General features: G+C 52.3%; 17 protein-coding genes. 8 read left to right on the top strand and 9 right to left on the bottom strand.

What is annotated here, in order from left to right:
* Positions 1-10 precede the first annotated feature (10 nt).
* Positions 11-1,132: a tRNA nucleotidyltransferase/poly(A) polymerase-related protein gene (locus CWI71_RS06435; protein ID WP_126754448.1), complete on the top strand. Its 1,122-nt coding sequence runs from the start codon at positions 11-13 to the stop codon at positions 1,130-1,132.
* Here the strand turns inward: CWI71_RS06435 and CWI71_RS06430 are convergent.
* The 3 genes from CWI71_RS06430 to folB are packed head-to-tail and all read right to left on the bottom strand — an operon-like array spanning position 1,109 to position 2,798.
* Positions 1,109-1,903, bottom strand: coding sequence for an undecaprenyl-diphosphate phosphatase (locus CWI71_RS06430; RefSeq protein WP_126754447.1), 795 nt, complete (start codon positions 1,901-1,903; stop codon positions 1,109-1,111). The two genes, CWI71_RS06435 and CWI71_RS06430, sit on opposite strands and share 24 nt — an antisense overlap.
* Positions 1,904-1,921: 18 nt before the next feature.
* Complete coding sequence (gene folK, locus CWI71_RS06425; protein WP_126754446.1) at positions 1,922-2,443, bottom strand: 2-amino-4-hydroxy-6-hydroxymethyldihydropteridine diphosphokinase; 522 nt, start codon at positions 2,441-2,443, stop codon at positions 1,922-1,924.
* A gap of 1 nt (position 2,444) precedes the next feature.
* Entirely contained in the window at positions 2,445-2,798 is a 354-nt protein-coding gene (folB, locus tag CWI71_RS06420; RefSeq protein WP_126754445.1) for a dihydroneopterin aldolase, read from the bottom strand.
* 111 nt (positions 2,799-2,909) lie between these two features.
* Between folB and plsY the strand changes: the two genes are divergently transcribed.
* Positions 2,910-3,497, top strand: coding sequence for a glycerol-3-phosphate 1-O-acyltransferase PlsY (plsY, locus tag CWI71_RS06415; RefSeq protein WP_126754444.1), 588 nt, complete (start codon positions 2,910-2,912; stop codon positions 3,495-3,497).
* Here the strand turns inward: plsY and tsaD are convergent.
* From tsaD to CWI71_RS06400, 3 genes are read right to left on the bottom strand one after another with little or no spacing between them, the layout of a single operon-like run.
* The gene (tsaD, locus tag CWI71_RS06410; protein ID WP_126754443.1) at positions 3,494-4,522 is read right to left on the bottom strand and encodes a tRNA (adenosine(37)-N6)-threonylcarbamoyltransferase complex transferase subunit TsaD; all 1,029 of its coding nucleotides are present in this window, start codon (positions 4,520-4,522) and stop codon (positions 3,494-3,496) included. The two genes, plsY and tsaD, sit on opposite strands and share 4 nt — an antisense overlap.
* Before the next feature lie 56 nt (positions 4,523-4,578).
* Positions 4,579-5,691 carry a PilT/PilU family type 4a pilus ATPase gene (locus CWI71_RS06405; RefSeq protein ID WP_126754442.1) on the bottom strand — a complete coding sequence of 371 codons (1,113 nt, stop codon included), beginning with the start codon at positions 5,689-5,691 and terminating at the stop codon, positions 4,579-4,581.
* A 33-nt stretch (positions 5,692-5,724) separates the two neighbouring features.
* Entirely contained in the window at positions 5,725-6,762 is a 1,038-nt protein-coding gene (locus tag CWI71_RS06400; RefSeq protein ID WP_126754441.1) for a type IV pilus twitching motility protein PilT, read from the bottom strand.
* A gap of 38 nt (positions 6,763-6,800) precedes the next feature.
* Here CWI71_RS06400 and CWI71_RS06395 point away from each other — a divergent pair, with 38 nt between their 5' ends.
* From CWI71_RS06395 to CWI71_RS06380, 4 genes are read left to right on the top strand one after another with little or no spacing between them, the layout of a single operon-like run.
* Positions 6,801-7,490 (top strand): YggS family pyridoxal phosphate-dependent enzyme, encoded by a 690-nt coding sequence (locus CWI71_RS06395; protein WP_126754440.1) that lies wholly within the window; start codon positions 6,801-6,803, stop codon positions 7,488-7,490.
* A 34-nt stretch (positions 7,491-7,524) separates the two neighbouring features.
* Complete coding sequence (gene proC, locus CWI71_RS06390) at positions 7,525-8,352, top strand: pyrroline-5-carboxylate reductase (RefSeq protein ID WP_126754439.1); 828 nt, start codon at positions 7,525-7,527, stop codon at positions 8,350-8,352.
* Positions 8,353-8,363: 11 nt separating this feature from the next.
* Positions 8,364-8,888, top strand: a complete 525-nt coding sequence (locus CWI71_RS06385; protein WP_126754438.1) for a YggT family protein — start codon at positions 8,364-8,366, stop codon at positions 8,886-8,888.
* A gap of 2 nt (positions 8,889-8,890) precedes the next feature.
* Positions 8,891-9,337 carry a DUF4426 domain-containing protein gene (locus CWI71_RS06380; protein ID WP_126754437.1) on the top strand — a complete coding sequence of 149 codons (447 nt, stop codon included), beginning with the start codon at positions 8,891-8,893 and terminating at the stop codon, positions 9,335-9,337.
* 4 nt (positions 9,338-9,341) lie between these two features.
* Here the strand turns inward: CWI71_RS06380 and CWI71_RS06375 are convergent, their stop codons facing one another.
* Complete coding sequence (locus tag CWI71_RS06375; protein ID WP_126754436.1) at positions 9,342-11,081, bottom strand: potassium/proton antiporter; 1,740 nt, start codon at positions 11,079-11,081, stop codon at positions 9,342-9,344.
* Between the two features lie 73 nt (positions 11,082-11,154).
* On the opposite strand from CWI71_RS06375, the gene rdgB reads away from it, so the two are divergent.
* Together rdgB and hemW are read left to right on the top strand one after the other, a co-directional pair.
* A complete protein-coding gene (gene rdgB, locus CWI71_RS06370) occupies positions 11,155-11,748 on the top strand; it encodes an RdgB/HAM1 family non-canonical purine NTP pyrophosphatase (RefSeq protein ID WP_126754586.1) in 594 nt (197 codons plus the stop codon).
* Positions 11,745-12,884 carry a radical SAM family heme chaperone HemW gene (hemW, locus tag CWI71_RS06365; RefSeq protein WP_126754435.1) on the top strand — a complete coding sequence of 380 codons (1,140 nt, stop codon included), beginning with the start codon at positions 11,745-11,747 and terminating at the stop codon, positions 12,882-12,884. The genes rdgB and hemW overlap by 4 nt, the downstream gene beginning before the upstream one ends.
* A gap of 26 nt (positions 12,885-12,910) precedes the next feature.
* Here the strand turns inward: hemW and trmB are convergent, their stop codons facing one another.
* Positions 12,911-13,657: a tRNA (guanosine(46)-N7)-methyltransferase TrmB gene (trmB, locus tag CWI71_RS06360; RefSeq protein ID WP_126754434.1), complete on the bottom strand. Its 747-nt coding sequence runs from the start codon at positions 13,655-13,657 to the stop codon at positions 12,911-12,913.
* Positions 13,658-13,744: 87 nt separating this feature from the next.
* Positions 13,745-14,803, bottom strand: coding sequence for an OmpA family protein (locus CWI71_RS06355; protein ID WP_126754433.1), 1,059 nt, complete (start codon positions 14,801-14,803; stop codon positions 13,745-13,747).
* Positions 14,804-14,866 lie beyond the last annotated feature (63 nt).

The following is a 14,866-nucleotide window of genomic DNA, read 5'->3' as shown; positions in this document are numbered from 1 at the left end:
GGAGCTTAATGTGGAAGTCTATCTGGTCGGTGGCGCGGTGCGCGATCAATTGCTTGGCAAAGAAGTACATGAACGCGACTATGTGGTGGTCGGAGCGACCCCTGAAGAAATGCTGGCGCGGGGCTATCGTCAGGTTGGCAAAGACTTCCCCGTGTTCCTGCATCCGGATACCAGCGAGGAGTACGCACTGGCCAGAACCGAGCGCAAGTCAGGGCGCGGCTATACTGGCTTTGCGATTGCTGCCGACCCTTCGGTGACCCTGGAGCAGGACCTACGGCGCCGCGACCTGACCGTTAATGCCATTGCCCGTGCTGCGGACGGAGGTCTCATCGACCCTTACGGTGGGCTTGCCGACCTTAAAGCACGCAAACTCCGCCATGTTTCTGAAGCCTTTGTCGAAGATCCACTACGGGTATTGCGGGCGGCCCGCTTCGCTGCACGTTTTGCCGCTGACGGCTTTACTATTGCAGAGGAAACGCTGGGTCTGATGCAGGACATCAGCGCTTCGGGCGAACTCGAAACCCTGGCCAATGAGCGCGTCTGGCAGGAAACTGTTAAAGCACTGAGTACCACGTCGCCCGCAGTTTATTTTGAAGTCTTAGCTGCCGCAGGAGCACTTGAGCCCTGGTTCGCTGAGCTCCATGATGACGCCATTTTCAGCGCTGTCATCAGCCGCCTGGCACAGTGTCCGACATCGCATTCAGCACTAACTGCTTTCGCCAGTTGGCACGGCGAACTCAGTGCGCCGCAGGTTGAGATGAGTTGTGAGCGTTTACGGGTACCGAATGAGTGGCGTCAGCTCGCCCGTCTGGCTCAGCAGTGCCACGCCCAGCAGCGGCAGTTAGATGACGCGGAGCAACTGTTCCAATGCTTACAGCAAGCCGATAGCTGGCGCCGTCCGGAACGGGTGCCAGTGCTAGTCCAGGTCTGGCAGAGCCAGGGGCTAAGCGACGCAGTCGCTGTCGCAATTGAAGCAGCCTTCGCCAAGGCTCAACAAGTGAATGCCAGCGCAGTCATCAGCGCCGCTAAAGAGCGCGGCGAACAGCTACAGGGACCTGCGATCGGCGCGGCAGTTACGGCCGCGCGCGCAAAGGCACTACGCGAGTGCCTAGAGGAACATGACCAGCAGTAAAGCGCCGAGCAAAAGCCGGTAAATCACGAACGGCAGCATGCCCATTCGCTCAATTACCTGCAAGAACAACTTAATGCACAGATATGCTGAAACAAAGGAAACCAGCATACCAATCAGCACCATAGACCAGGCAACAGGCTCTGCCTGCTGCGCCAGTTGCATGCCTTTGTAACTGCCAGCCAGCATAATGATGGGAATTGAGAGCAGGAACGAGAACTTCGCAGCATCGGTGCGGTTCAGACCCAACAGCAGTCCGGCCGTAATGGTAATACCGGAGCGTGAGGTTCCCGGAATCAGTGCGATTGCCTGGGCAATACCAATGAACATTGCCTGACGTAACGACAAACCGGCAATATTTTTGTGTTCGGTGGCGCGCTTGTCGGCATACCAGAGTAACAAACCAAAAAGAATGGTGGTGGTAGCAATGACCAATGCCGAGCGCCCGTAGTTTTCCAGTAAATCATTGCCGAACAAGCCGGCTAAAGCTGCTGGTACCGTCGCCCAGATAATGAACCAGGCGAGCCTGCTGGATTGGTTGTAGCGGCCGCGGAAGCTCGCTAACCACCCCATGATAAGCTCGCCGACCTGTTGCCGGTAATAAAAAACGACCGCAGCTAAGGTTCCGACGTGCACTGCGACATCAAAGGCGAGTCCCTGGTCGCGCCAGCCCAGTACCTGTGAAGGAAGAATTAGATGGGCCGAACTGGAAATCGGCAAAAACTCAGTCAGGCCTTGAATCAGAGCAAGAATAATGGCTTCAAAAGTAGACAACGTCAGCTTCCTTGTGATCTAGAGCGTTTGCATATGGGGTAAAGTTTCGAAAGCGAATTTTAGCGGTTTTATCTGTTGCTCGCTACGATAACTTTGCCAATGCTGTGCAAAGCTCAAGCCTGTCTGCGGATGTTTTTTCTCCGGGATTAACTCTGCCAATGGCCAAAGCACAAAAGCATTTTCAGTAATCTCGCCACGCGGTAAACAGACCGGCGTGGTACACACCTTATCGTCATAGAGTAAAACGTCAATATCGAGCGTTCTCGGGCTGTATTTGGGCGCACTTGAAGGATGCCCATGATCACGCTCAATGGTTTTACAAGTCTCAACAAGCTCAGCGATACTCAGGTCGGTCTGTAACTCCACCACGGTATTGTAAAAGTCGTGGCCGTCAAACCCGACCGCCGCGCTTTCAAACACACGAGCCACCCGCAGTGGCGTTTGTGCTGAGGCAAAGCGTCCGTGCAAGGCGCGTAAACCGGCGTTAATATGATGAGTGCGCCGCCGGTTACTGCCCAGGCCTAAATACACCCATGCCATCTCAGTTACTGCTCCGGGTGATCTCCACCCCCACGGTCTGGGCGGCATCGACCGCTTCGGGCTTCTCTAAACGAACCGTCACCTCGGTGACCTTGAACTCGTTAAGAATCAACGCGGCGACTTCCTCAGCAACGGTTTCTATCAATTGCCGCGGGCGCGCCTCAACCAGCTTGATAACCGCCTTGCTCAGGGTGTCGTAATCAAGGGCATCAGCAATATCATCAGTCGCCGCAGCAGCGCGTTGATCCCATGCCATGGTCAAATCGAAGATCAGCGGTTGCGACTGTTCGTGCTCCCAGTCATAAACGCCAATGAACGCCTGGGTGCGCAAGCCTTTTACAAACACTTTATCCATTCTGCTCTACTCTTATTGTCAGTCTACGTTGTCAGCATAGAATTTTTTCTTCAAAGCGCTTATGCTAAGTGCTTTAATCAGGAATGAAAAGCACAGCGGAAAAGATTACCTATGGGTGGTTTAATTGTTCTGGCGATCGTTGTCGCCTATTTGTTTGGCTCTATCAGCAGCGCTGTGCTGATCTGCAAGCTATTTGGTCTGCCTGATCCGCGTCAAAGTGGCTCCAACAATCCCGGCGCGACCAATGTTTATCGCATTGGCGGTAAGGTTCCGGCTCTACTCACCCTGGCCTTTGACGTGCTCAAAGGCATGATCCCCGTCTGGGGCTCCTATTTTCTGGGTATTCCGCCATTATTCCTGGGCATGATCGCTGTTGCTGCGTGTCTGGGCCACATTTTTCCGTTGTATTTTCATTTTCGTGGCGGCAAAGCCGTGGCAACGGCACTGGGCGCAATGTTTCCGGTAGCCTGGGAAATGGCCTTGCTGCTGATTTTTACCTGGCTCGTGGTATTTAGAGTCAGCAAGCTCTCTTCATTAGCGGCCATCATCACCGTTTCTCTGGCGCCGTTTTATGCGTATTTTATCAAGCCCCAATACACAGTGCCGGTGATCATGATCTCATTGCTGATTATCTGGCGCCATCAGGCCAATATTTCGCGCTTACGTCACGGTAACGAGCAGCGGATTAAACCCCGTTAAGGCGCATTCTCTCCGGGCACCTGTAACTGCTCTAAAGGCCAGCGTGGATAGGTCTTAATCTGCTTACCTACGTGCTCGCCCGCTGCCAGACGCTGCGCACCGGCGAATGCAATCATGGCACCATTGTCGGTACAGAATTCCGGCCGTGGAAAAAACACCTGGCCGCCGATTTTCTCCGCAAAACTCTGTAACTCGCTACGTAAAGCTTTATTGGCGCTGACCCCACCAGCGACAACCAGGCGCTTTAAGCCTGTCTCCTTCAGTGCCCGACGGCATTTAATCACTAAGGTATCGACGACGGCATCCTGAAAGGCGCGGGCAATATCCGCGCGGGTTTGTTCGTTGTCGTCCGCTGCCGCAATGGTATTGGCAGCAAAGGTCTTCAGGCCACTGAAGCTAAAGTCCAGTCCGGGACGATCGGTCATTGGCCGGGGAAACTGAAAACGCCCGGCTTGTCCTTGCTCCGCCAGCGCTGCCAGACGCGGACCGCCAGGATAATCGAGGCCCATCAGCTTGGCTGTTTTATCAAACGCCTCGCCGGCTGCGTCATCTACCGACTCGCCTAATAACTGATAGTCGCCGATACCGTCGACACGAACCAGTTGCGTATGCCCGCCGGAAACCAGTAACGCAATAAACGGAAACTCCGGCGCCTCGTCTTCAAGCATGGGAGCGAGCAGATGCCCTTCCATATGATGCACGGCAATTGCGGGTACCTGCCAGCCAAGCGCCAGGCTGCGACCAATACAAGCACCCACCAGTAAGGCGCCGACCAGACCTGGTCCGGCGGTATAGGCAATGCCATCAATATCGTTCGCGGAAAGCTGCGCTTGCGTTAAAGCAGCGCTAATCAGTGGCAGGGTTTTGCGGACATGGTCGCGTGACGCCAGTTCAGGCACCACGCCACCATAGTCGGCATGCAGCTTAACCTGTGAATAAAGCTGATGGGCCAATAGCCCTTTCTCGGTATCATAAATTGCGATACCTGTTTCATCACAAGAAGTTTCAATACCTAAAACGCGCATGCCAGACCTCGAACGACCGCTCTTAAAACCAAAAAGGAGCGGTAGTTTAATCGAAGTTACTCTAAATCTACAGTCACACCTTTCAATGGACTATCATCACTGCCACTGGACTCGCCGCTGAGTTTAATACGTAAACGCAGATCGTTCGGCGCGTCGGCATGACGCATGGCCTCTTCAAAGGAAATTTTGCGCGCTTTATAAAGGTCAAACAATGCCTGGTCAAACGTCTGCATACCAAGCTCACGCGATTTGGCCATAATCTCTTTGATTTCGCCCATATCATTTTTTGCGATTTTTTCGGCGACAATCGGACTGTTCAACAGTACTTCAATGGCCGCAACCCGGCCACCATCGGTGGTAGGTACCAGCTGCTGCGCCACAATTCCGCGCAGATTCAGTGACAGATCAAACATAAGCTTGCTGAGTTTTTCTTTGGGCACCATATGCATAATCCGCTCAATCGCCTGGTTGGCATTGTTGGCGTGCAACGTTGCGACACACAAATGTCCGGTTTCAGCAAAGGTCAGCGCGTACTCCATAACCTCCTGCGAACGGATCTCACCAACCAGTATCACATCGGGCGCCTGCCGCAGCGAGCTCTTTAACGCTGCTTCAAAACTTTCCGTGTCAGTGCCGACCTCGCGTTGGGTAATCATCGATTTACCATGTTCATGCACGAACTCAACGGGGTCCTCAATGGTAAGTATATGGCCGCGCGAGTGCTGATTACGATAGCCGATAAGCGCTGCCAGACTGGTCGATTTACCGGTACCGGTACCACCCACTACCAGCATCAGGCCGCGCTTGGCCATAATAAGTTTGGTTAATACCTCAGGTAACTTAAGTTCTTCAACGCTGGGAATGTCGGTAACGATACGGCGAATAACCATGCCGGCGCGCTGTCGCTGCCAGAAAGCACTCACCCGGAAACGACCGATACCTTCGCGGTAAATGGCGAAGTTTGCTTCTTGCTCTTCAAAGTACTCGTCATGGTGCTTCTCACCCAACGCCTCTTTGACCAGGTCCAGAGCCTGCTGCTCACTTAGTTTTTGTTCACTTAAGTGACGCAGCTCACCATTAATTTTTGCACTTGGCGGTAACAGCGCTGAGATAAAAAGGTCAGACGCCTCTTTTTCAATCATGATCTTGAGTAATTTATCCAGCAACATACCGCCTCCTGATTTAGTTTCTGCCGCCATAACTTACTTAAACGCCTCTTTGTTCGCGGCTTTCGCCCGCGCGTCGACCCGTGATACCAGTCCCTGATTCAGTAGGTTCAGCAGCCCCTGATCCAGAGTCTGCATGCCATGGGCTGCGCCAGTCTGGATTGAGGAGTACATTTGCGCCACCTTATCTTCGCGGATCAGGTTTTTAATTGCCGGGGTCGCTATCATAATTTCGTGCGCGGCAACGCGCCCGCCGCCGACACGCTTCAACAGTGTTTGCGAAATGACCGCGCGCAATGACTCCGACAACATTGAACGCACCATAGGTTTTTCATCACCGGGGAAAACGTCAATGATCCGGTCGATGGTTTTTGGTGCCGATGTGGTGTGCAAGGTACCGAATACCAGATGGCCCGTCTCGGCGGCCGTCATCGCCAGACGAATGGTTTCAAGGTCACGCATCTCACCTACCAGAATAACGTCTGGATCTTCACGTAGTGCCGAACGCAGCGCATTACTGAAACTATGCGTGTCACGATGTACTTCCCGTTGGTTCAGCAGGCTTTGTTTATTTTTATGAACAAATTCTATGGGGTCTTCAATGGTGAGAATATGATGATGCTTATTCTCATTAATGAAGTCGACCATCGCTGCCAGTGTGGTTGACTTACCCGAACCTGTTGGCCCGGTTACCAACACCAGTCCGCGCGGTTGGTCAGCAATCGTTTTAAAAATATCAGGCGCACCGAGCTGTTCCAGCGTCAGAACTTCACTGGGAATGGTCCGCAAAACGGCGCCACAGCCGCGGTTCTGCACAAAGACGTTAACCCGGAAACGCGCCAGCTCAGGCACTTCGAAAGAGAAATCGCACTCAAAGTTTTGTTCATATTCCTTACGCTGGCGATCATTCATAATGTCATAGACCAGCTCCTGCACCTGCTTATGGGTCAGTGCCGGAATATTGATTTTACGAACGTCACCATCTACCCGTATCATAGGGGGGGAATCGGCCGATAAATGTAAGTCTGACGCATTATGTTTGACGGCGAAGCTGAGTAACTCAGTTATATCCATACTATTTCTCTTAATTGTTATTAGTGAGCCGTTAGCAGATGAATAGCATAGTTGAACGCTTAAAAGAAGTCCGGATGAGCATTGAATCTGCATGCCAACAATGCAATCGTAGCCCAGAATCAGTGCAATTGTTAGCTGTGAGCAAGACCCAACCGGCAAGCGCTATTCAACATCTCTACGCCGCTGGCCAACGTGACTTTGGCGAGAACTATCTGCAGGAAGCTTTGCTGAAACAGCAGCAACTAACAGATTTACACGACTTAACCTGGCATTTCATCGGGCCTATACAGTCAAATAAAACGCGTGATATCGCCGCCCACTTTACCTGGGTACAAAGTATAGACCGGAAAAAAATTGCCCGCCGCCTGAGCGAGCAGCGTCCATCCCACCTGCCACCATTACAGGTGTTAATTCAGGTCAATATTGACGATGAAGCCAGTAAATCCGGCGTCGCTGCCGAGCAAGTCAGCGATCTGGCCGCTTATATTGATGACTTACCGCAGCTCGAATTACGCGGTTTAATGACAATACCGGCAGCCGACACCGATAGCGACCAACAGCAAGCCAGCTTTACCGCCATGCAAAGGTTGTTTTCCGGGCTGACATCCCAATATTCAACAGTAGATACATTATCAATGGGCATGAGTAACGATCTCGCCGCCGCAATTGCCGCTGGCTCGACCATGGTTCGGGTCGGTACCGCTTTATTTGGCAAACGCGAGCGCTAGACGAAGCTGCCCCTAAAAAAACAAGGAGTAACGAATGACCACCCAGCCCCGCAACATCGCCTTTATCGGCGCCGGAAATATGACCCAGAGCATCGTCGGCGGTATGGTAGCCAGTGGTTACCCGAAAGAGAAAGTTTTCGTCAGTAATCCCAGCCCGGGCAAACTGGAAAAAATGTCGATTGAACTGGGCGTTACCACCAGTCAGGACAACGCTGAAGTAGCCAAAGCCGCCGATGTGATTGTACTCGCTGTTAAGCCACAGTTAATGGCCGATGTCTGCGCTGCACTGCGCGATGAGGTTCCGGGTTTAGATAGTAAGCTTATTGTGACCATTGCAGCGGGTATCCGCATGGAAAAGTATCGTCAGTACCTGGGCGATAACATCCGCATGATTCGCGTCATGCCAAATACGCCGTCACTGGTGGGTAAAGGCATGTCAGGTCTGGTTGCTGATGCGTATGCCACTGCCGACGACAAAACTTGTATCACCGAAGCGTTCGATGGCGTCGGCGCAACGTTATGGGTTGCTGACGAAGATGAGCTGGATATTCTTGGCGCGGTAGCGGGTAGCGGACCGGCCTACTTCTTTGAATTTATGGCCAGCTTGCAAAAAGCGGCCGTAGCATTGGGCTTCGACCGTGACAAAGCACGCACCATGGTGCAACAAACCGCATTGGGTGCTGCAGAAATGGCGATCGCCAGTGACCTTGAACTGGAGGAACTACGTAAGCAGGTCACCAGTAAAGGTGGTTCCACAGCCAAAGGCATCGAGCAATATCAGGCTTACGATATTGATAAAATCTCTGCTGATGCGGTCAAAGCAGCAGTACAACGAAACCAGGAAATGGCTAAACTCTTCTAAGGGTAATTACTATGGAAATGATGCGTTTTCTCATCACTGTTGCCTTTGAACTATTTTTGATGGTGGTGATTTTGCGCGTGTGGCTGCAAGCTGCGCGAGCTGATTTTTACAATCCGATGAGCCAGTTTGTGGTCAAAGTGACCAATCCGCTGGTGCTTCCCCTACGTAAGGTGATTCCTACTGTCGGGGTGTGGGATTTGGCAACGATAGTGCTGGCATTATTGGTAAGCTTCGGCAAGTTTGTTGTGCTCTCCGCTGTTCTCGGTTACCCGTTCATCTGGGTCGACCTGATCATGGTTGGCATACTTGGCGCGATCAGTCAGTTTTTACAGTTGTTTTTCTGGATTGTCATCATTCGCGCCCTGCTTAGCTGGTTCGCGCAAGGCTATAATCCAATGATGGCCATTCTGGTGCAGCTCACTGAACCTTTCCTGGCGCCCATTCGCCGTATCATTCCACCCATCGGCGGTCTGGACTTATCGGTACTGGTATTAATTATCGGTATTCAGGCGCTGCGGATTTTAATAGGAATCTGATTATGATGTGTCGACTCTTACACTTCACATTGCTATCCAGTCTCGCACTGAGTCTGCTCTGGGCGACTCCGGTGATGGCCCAGCAAAGTCAGCGGCTGGGGCCGTGGGAAGTCCACTACAATGCGTTCAACTCGACCTTACTGCGACCTGAAATGGCGCAGCAGTACGGCTTAGAGCGTTCACCAACGCTGGCAACTGTGAATATTGCAGTGTTGGCTGCGGAAAAACCAGGCAAGCCGGCACAACAGGTAGAGATATCGGGCATTGTCAGAAACCCGTTGAGCGTTGAACAAAAGCTTGAGTTTGACGAAGTGATTGAAGGTGAAGCGGTATACTATCTGGCACAGGTGCCCTTTACTAACCTTGAGACCTTGCGCTTTTTTATTACCATCAAACAAGGTAATCAGGCACAAGAACTCCGCTTCTCAGAAGAGTTCTGGCGTAACTAACCACTTACTTTTCGTCTTTATCCAGAAGCTTTACGCCAACCTTGGTGATGCGGCCCTCATCGTTCAGCTCACGAGCCGTGAGCTGAACCTTACCAAGTACTAATTGATCACCAACTACCATGCGGCGATGAAATTTCTGCGAGAAATACTCGTGCAGGCTTAGTTGCCGCAACTCACCTTCGAGCTCACCTAGAGGATAAAAGCTTGCCACGTCGGCCAGGCTTAAATCGCCGTTAAGGGTAAAGTCACCAAAGAAGTCACTGCTGGTCAGGGCGCGATCTTTACCACCTGCGGCCAGCACGCGGCTAATTTCATCAATATGCTTTACCTTGGCTACCACCAGCACCCGATCATCTTCCAGCAGTTTCGGACGTCGTTCGGGACGCAGCCATTCACCGTCACGGATGAGTCCGACGAATTCCAGCGGTACCGACCAGCGTAATTCGTGCCAAAAGTGATCACATGCCGGTGAGCGCTCACTAATCTCGTACGCCCATAGCTCAAGCGGATCTTTACTACCTACCTGCTCCAGCGCCATGCGCCGGTCAGGCTCCGCCTGCGGCGGCACTTCAAGCTTCAGCCAGCGCGCCATTGGCGCCAGCGTCCAGCCTTGTAATACCAGCGATACCAGCACCACCACAAAGGCAATATCGAAAAACAACTCTTGCCCCTCTACGCCGCTTAACCAGGGATAAAGCGCCAGAATGATGGGCACCGCACCGCGCAGGCCCACCCAACTAATGAAAAACTGTTCGCGTAACGGAAACGAGAACGGCAACAGACTGACAACGACCGCCAGCGGGCGCACAATAAATATCATCAACCCGGCAACCGCAAGCGACAAACCAATATTGTTCATCAGATGTGACGGGGTCACCAGTAAGCCAAGAATCAGGAACATCATGATCTGACTGAGCCACGCCAGGCCATCCTGCACCTTCAGAATATGAATCAGTTGCGGCAAACGGGCATTTCCGATGATGTAACCCATCAGATAAGCGGCGAGAAAACCGCTGCCACCAATGCCAGAAGTCATGGCAAATACCACCACCGCGCTTGCCGCCGCCAGCAAGGGGAAAAACGCAAACTGAGCAGTAATTTTACGCGCCAGCAGCACGAAAGCATGCCCGCCAAGCCAACCGGCCAGGTAACCGATAACCAGTTGTTGCAGTACATTCAAACTAATGCTGGTGAGCGACATTGCTTGCGAGGAAGCGATGACCGTGGTCATGGTCAGGGTAAGAATGACTGCCATGGGATCGTTGGTGCCTGACTCGATTTCGAGTGTCGACGCCACCCGTTGTTTAATGCGCAGATTCTGTGACTGAAAGATACCGAACACCGCCGCGGCGTCGGTAGAACTGAGGATTGCCCCAATGAGCAAGGCGATGGGCCAGGGCAAATCAAAGAATAAGACGATACCGAGAGCGGTTAAGGTGCAAGTCAGCGCGACGCCAACCGTTGCCAGACTGATCGCGGGCCAAAGAGCCACCCGGAAGCGCTCTTTGCGGGTGCGCATACCACCGTCAAAAATAATAATGACCAGCGCCAGTGAACCAATAAAGAAGGCAATTTCGGGTTGATCGAACTCGATACCCAGCACCCCCTCTTCGCCAGCCAGCATGCCGACGGTCAGGAATACCAACAGCAAGGGTGCACCGAAGCGTGATGACACCACCGCTGCCAAAATGCTCACCAATAACAATGAGCCCATTAAAAGCATCACGCTATTCAAGTCACCCAAGCATTTCTCCTTTGGTCGCACTATCGCTATGGCTTATAATGAATTCATTGTGCCGAAAATGAAGTCATCTGTCATGCAAGAAGTCGTATTAGCAACTGGAAATCAGGGTAAGGTTCGCGAACTAAGCGATCTCTTAACGCCGCTCAGCTGGCGGGTAAAGCCACAGAGCGAGTGGAACTTCGAAGAGGCTGAAGAGACCGGCCTGACGTTCATTGAGAATGCCATTATCAAAGCACGACATGCGGCCAGCCATACCGGTCTGCCCGCCCTTGCCGATGACTCAGGTCTGGCAGTAAAGGCCTTAGATGGCGCACCTGGTATCTATAGCGCGCGTTACGCTGGCAGTAGCGCCAGTGATCAGGAAAATGTTGCTAAGTTACTCCATGCGTTGCAGCAGGTACCTGTGGGCGAGCGTCAGGCGAGCTTCCACTGTGTACTGGCCTTTTTGCGTCACGCCGATGACCCAACGCCACTCATCTGCCATGGCAGCTGGCGCGGAGAAATTGCCCTGCAGCCCAGCGGCAGTGACGGTTTCGGTTACGACCCGGTTTTTTATATCGCCAGTGAAGGTTGTACCGCAGCTGAACTCAGCAAGTCGCGAAAACAGCAGCTAAGTCATCGTGGACAAGCACTACGACAACTTCTTGCGCAGTTACAGGAAACATGATGAAGTTGCCACCACTGTCGCTGTACGTGCATATTCCCTGGTGTGTACAGAAGTGCCCCTACTGCGACTTTAATTCCCACGCATTAAAAGGGGGCGTGCCTGAGCAGGCTTATATCGCCCGCTTACTCGATGACTTACGGGCCGACCGCAGTTGGGCACAGGACCGTCCAATTGTCAGTATCTTTATTGGCGGCGGCACGCCAAGTCTGCTTTCGCCGCAGGCAGTAGCAACGCTACTCAACGGTATTAAGACTGAGTTGCAGTTAACCGCAGACTGTGAAATTACCCTGGAGGCCAACCCCGGCACCTTCGAACAGGAACGCTTCGCCGGTTTTCTACAGGCAGGTGTGAACCGCCTCTCTATCGGTATCCAAAGCTTAGATGAGGCGCAACTGCAACGCCTCGGACGTATTCATAACCCGCAGCAAGCCTTGGCCGCAGCCGCACACGCGCGGCAATTGCCGCTACGCAGTTTTAATCTGGATCTGATGCACGGCTTGCCGCAGCAAAGTATTGCACAGGCAATGGCCGATCTGGATGGCGTGATCGCATTGAATCCGCCGCATATTTCCTGGTACCAGCTGACTATTGAGCCAAATACGTCATTTGCCAGCCGACCTCCGCGTCTGCCGGAAGATGATGTCCTGGCCGAGATAAGCGAACAGGGCCATCGCAAATTACTTGCCGCAGGGTATGAGAATTACGAAGTAAGCGCTTATGCAAAGCCCGGCCATCAGAGCCGCCATAATCGCAATTACTGGCAGTTTGGCGATTATCTGGGCATTGGTTGCGGCGCGCATAGTAAGATCACGCTTATTGACGAGGCGCGCATTCTGCGTTGCGAGAAAATCAAGCATCCGCAGGGCTACCTGGACCTGACCCGGCCATTGCGCTATCGCACCTGGGAAGTAGACGCCGCAGAGCTGCCCTTTGAATTTTTTATGAACCTGTTACGGCTCGCTGAACCTATCACCAAATCTTTGTTTACAGAGCGCACCGGTCTGCCATTGGCCGTGGCTGAGCAGGCTCTGGCACCTGCACTTCACAAAGGGTTAATCACCTCTTCAGCGACAGAATGGCAAACGACGCCACTGGGGCGCCGTTTTTTAAATTCCATTCTTGATGAAATGGTTTAGTGGTCTGCTTTGATCGCTGTCAGGGCTTAACGCAAACGCTCGAACTTCAAGTCCCAGACGCCGTGACCGAGACGTTCACCACGCTTTTCAAACTTGGTGAGTGGACGCTCTGCGGGTCGCGGCACAAAATCATCCGACTCTGACAAATTCCGCCATTTACCCTCGGCAGCCGCTGCGCGCATGACTTCAAGCATATGCTCGGCATAGTTCTGCCAGTCTGTCGCCAGGTGCAATACACCGCCTATTTTGAGTTTACTGCGTAGCTTTTCGACAAACTCAGGCTGAATCAAACGACGCTTGTGGTGACGCTTTTTGTGCCAGGGGTCGGGAAAAAACACCTGCACACCGGCCAGGCTTTCTTCAGCAATACAGTCGCGAAAAACTTCCACTGCGTCATGTTCATAGACCCGCAAATTGCTCACGCCTTGCGCTTCAGCTTCCATCAGGCAGGCGCCGACTCCAGGACGGTGAACTTCAATACCAATAAAATTTTTCTCGGGAGCAGCTTTAGCCATACTGACCAACGAGTGGCCCATGCCAAAACCAATTTCAACAATTGTATCGGCATCGCGACCAAAGACCTCGACCAGATCGATAGCACCGTTACGGTGCTCCAGACCCATCGTGGGCCAACTGCGCTCAAGCGCTGCCGCCTGACCTTTGGTAAGACGTCCTTCGCGCTTTACAAAGCTGCGTACCTGACGAATATAGCGACCCTCTTGCTGCGCTGCGGCAAGATTTTCCTGTGTTGAAGTTTTCTTACTTTCAGTCATGACCTGATTCTTTTTCCTGCATTCAGACAAAAAAGGCGCTACCAAGCAAATTGCTTAGCGCGCCTTTTTCAACTTACTTTATGAAGCTTAGTTGTCTTCTTTCACCGGTACTTCTTTGGTGACTGACATTTTGGCTTCAATACGGCGGTTCATCGCACGGTTTTCTTTCGAGGTATTTGGCACCAGCGGACGGTTTTCACTATAACCGATAGTGCTGATACGCTCCTGCTCAATACCGTAGTCTTTCACCAGGCTCTCGCCTACTGATTTTGCACGACGCTCCGATAAGCCCTGGTTGTACTCGACCGTACCAATGTTATCAGTGTGGCCTTCGATACGAATATCCAACTGCGGGTATTCCTTCAGGAAGTCCGCGGTTTCTTTCAACTCAACGACTTCGTTGGTTGGGATTTTCGCTGAGTCAAAGGCAAAGTTGATCATCAGCTCGTGAGTGATGGTCTCGTTGCGATACATGACACAACCCGTTTCATCAACTTTATAAGTTGGCTGCGTATTCGGACACAGGTCGTTGGCATCGATAACACCGTCACCATCTGAGTCAACTGGCGCAGCTTGCTGCGGAGCTGGTGCCGGAGCCGGCGCTGGGGCTGCGGTGCGACCGAAGTAGTAACGCACACCTGTCATCAGTAAGAATTCAGTCAGGTCGCCGTCGCTTTGCTGTACACCACCTTCAACAAATACGTCCCAGTTGTTGTTTAACTGCTCACGATAACCGGCACCTACCCGTAAGAACTGGTTCGATACGTCACCGAGCTCGGTATTGTTAATACCCAGGCTACCGTAAAGGTTGTTGGTGAAGTTATAAAGTACGTCGACACCGAATACCCGGCCGTCGGCAGAGTCGGCGTTTTCCAGATCACCACGCAGGTAATCATAGTACACACGGTAGCCCCACTCTGGGGTAAACTGGAAGCCAGCTTCTAAACCATAGAATGCACTGTCGAATCCGCCATCGAAGGTACGGAGTTGATTATTGTCGATAGCGACCCGATCGGAATCAGTTCCGAATGGACCAAGCCGCGGACCGACATACCATTCACCCTCATTTGTACTTTGAGCGTAAACTGAACCGGTAAAAGATAGACCGGCTAATACTGCTAATGATACTGCGGCGATACGATTCACGAGATGCTCCTTTAATTTCCCAATGAATAGATTCGAATTTCCCTTTACTATATACGAAATAGA

This window comes from Pseudidiomarina insulisalsae, from assembly GCF_003987065.1.
Classification (GTDB): Bacteria; Pseudomonadota; Gammaproteobacteria; order Enterobacterales; family Alteromonadaceae; genus Pseudidiomarina; species Pseudidiomarina insulisalsae.
This window is presented reverse-complemented; position numbering and strand designations above follow the sequence as displayed.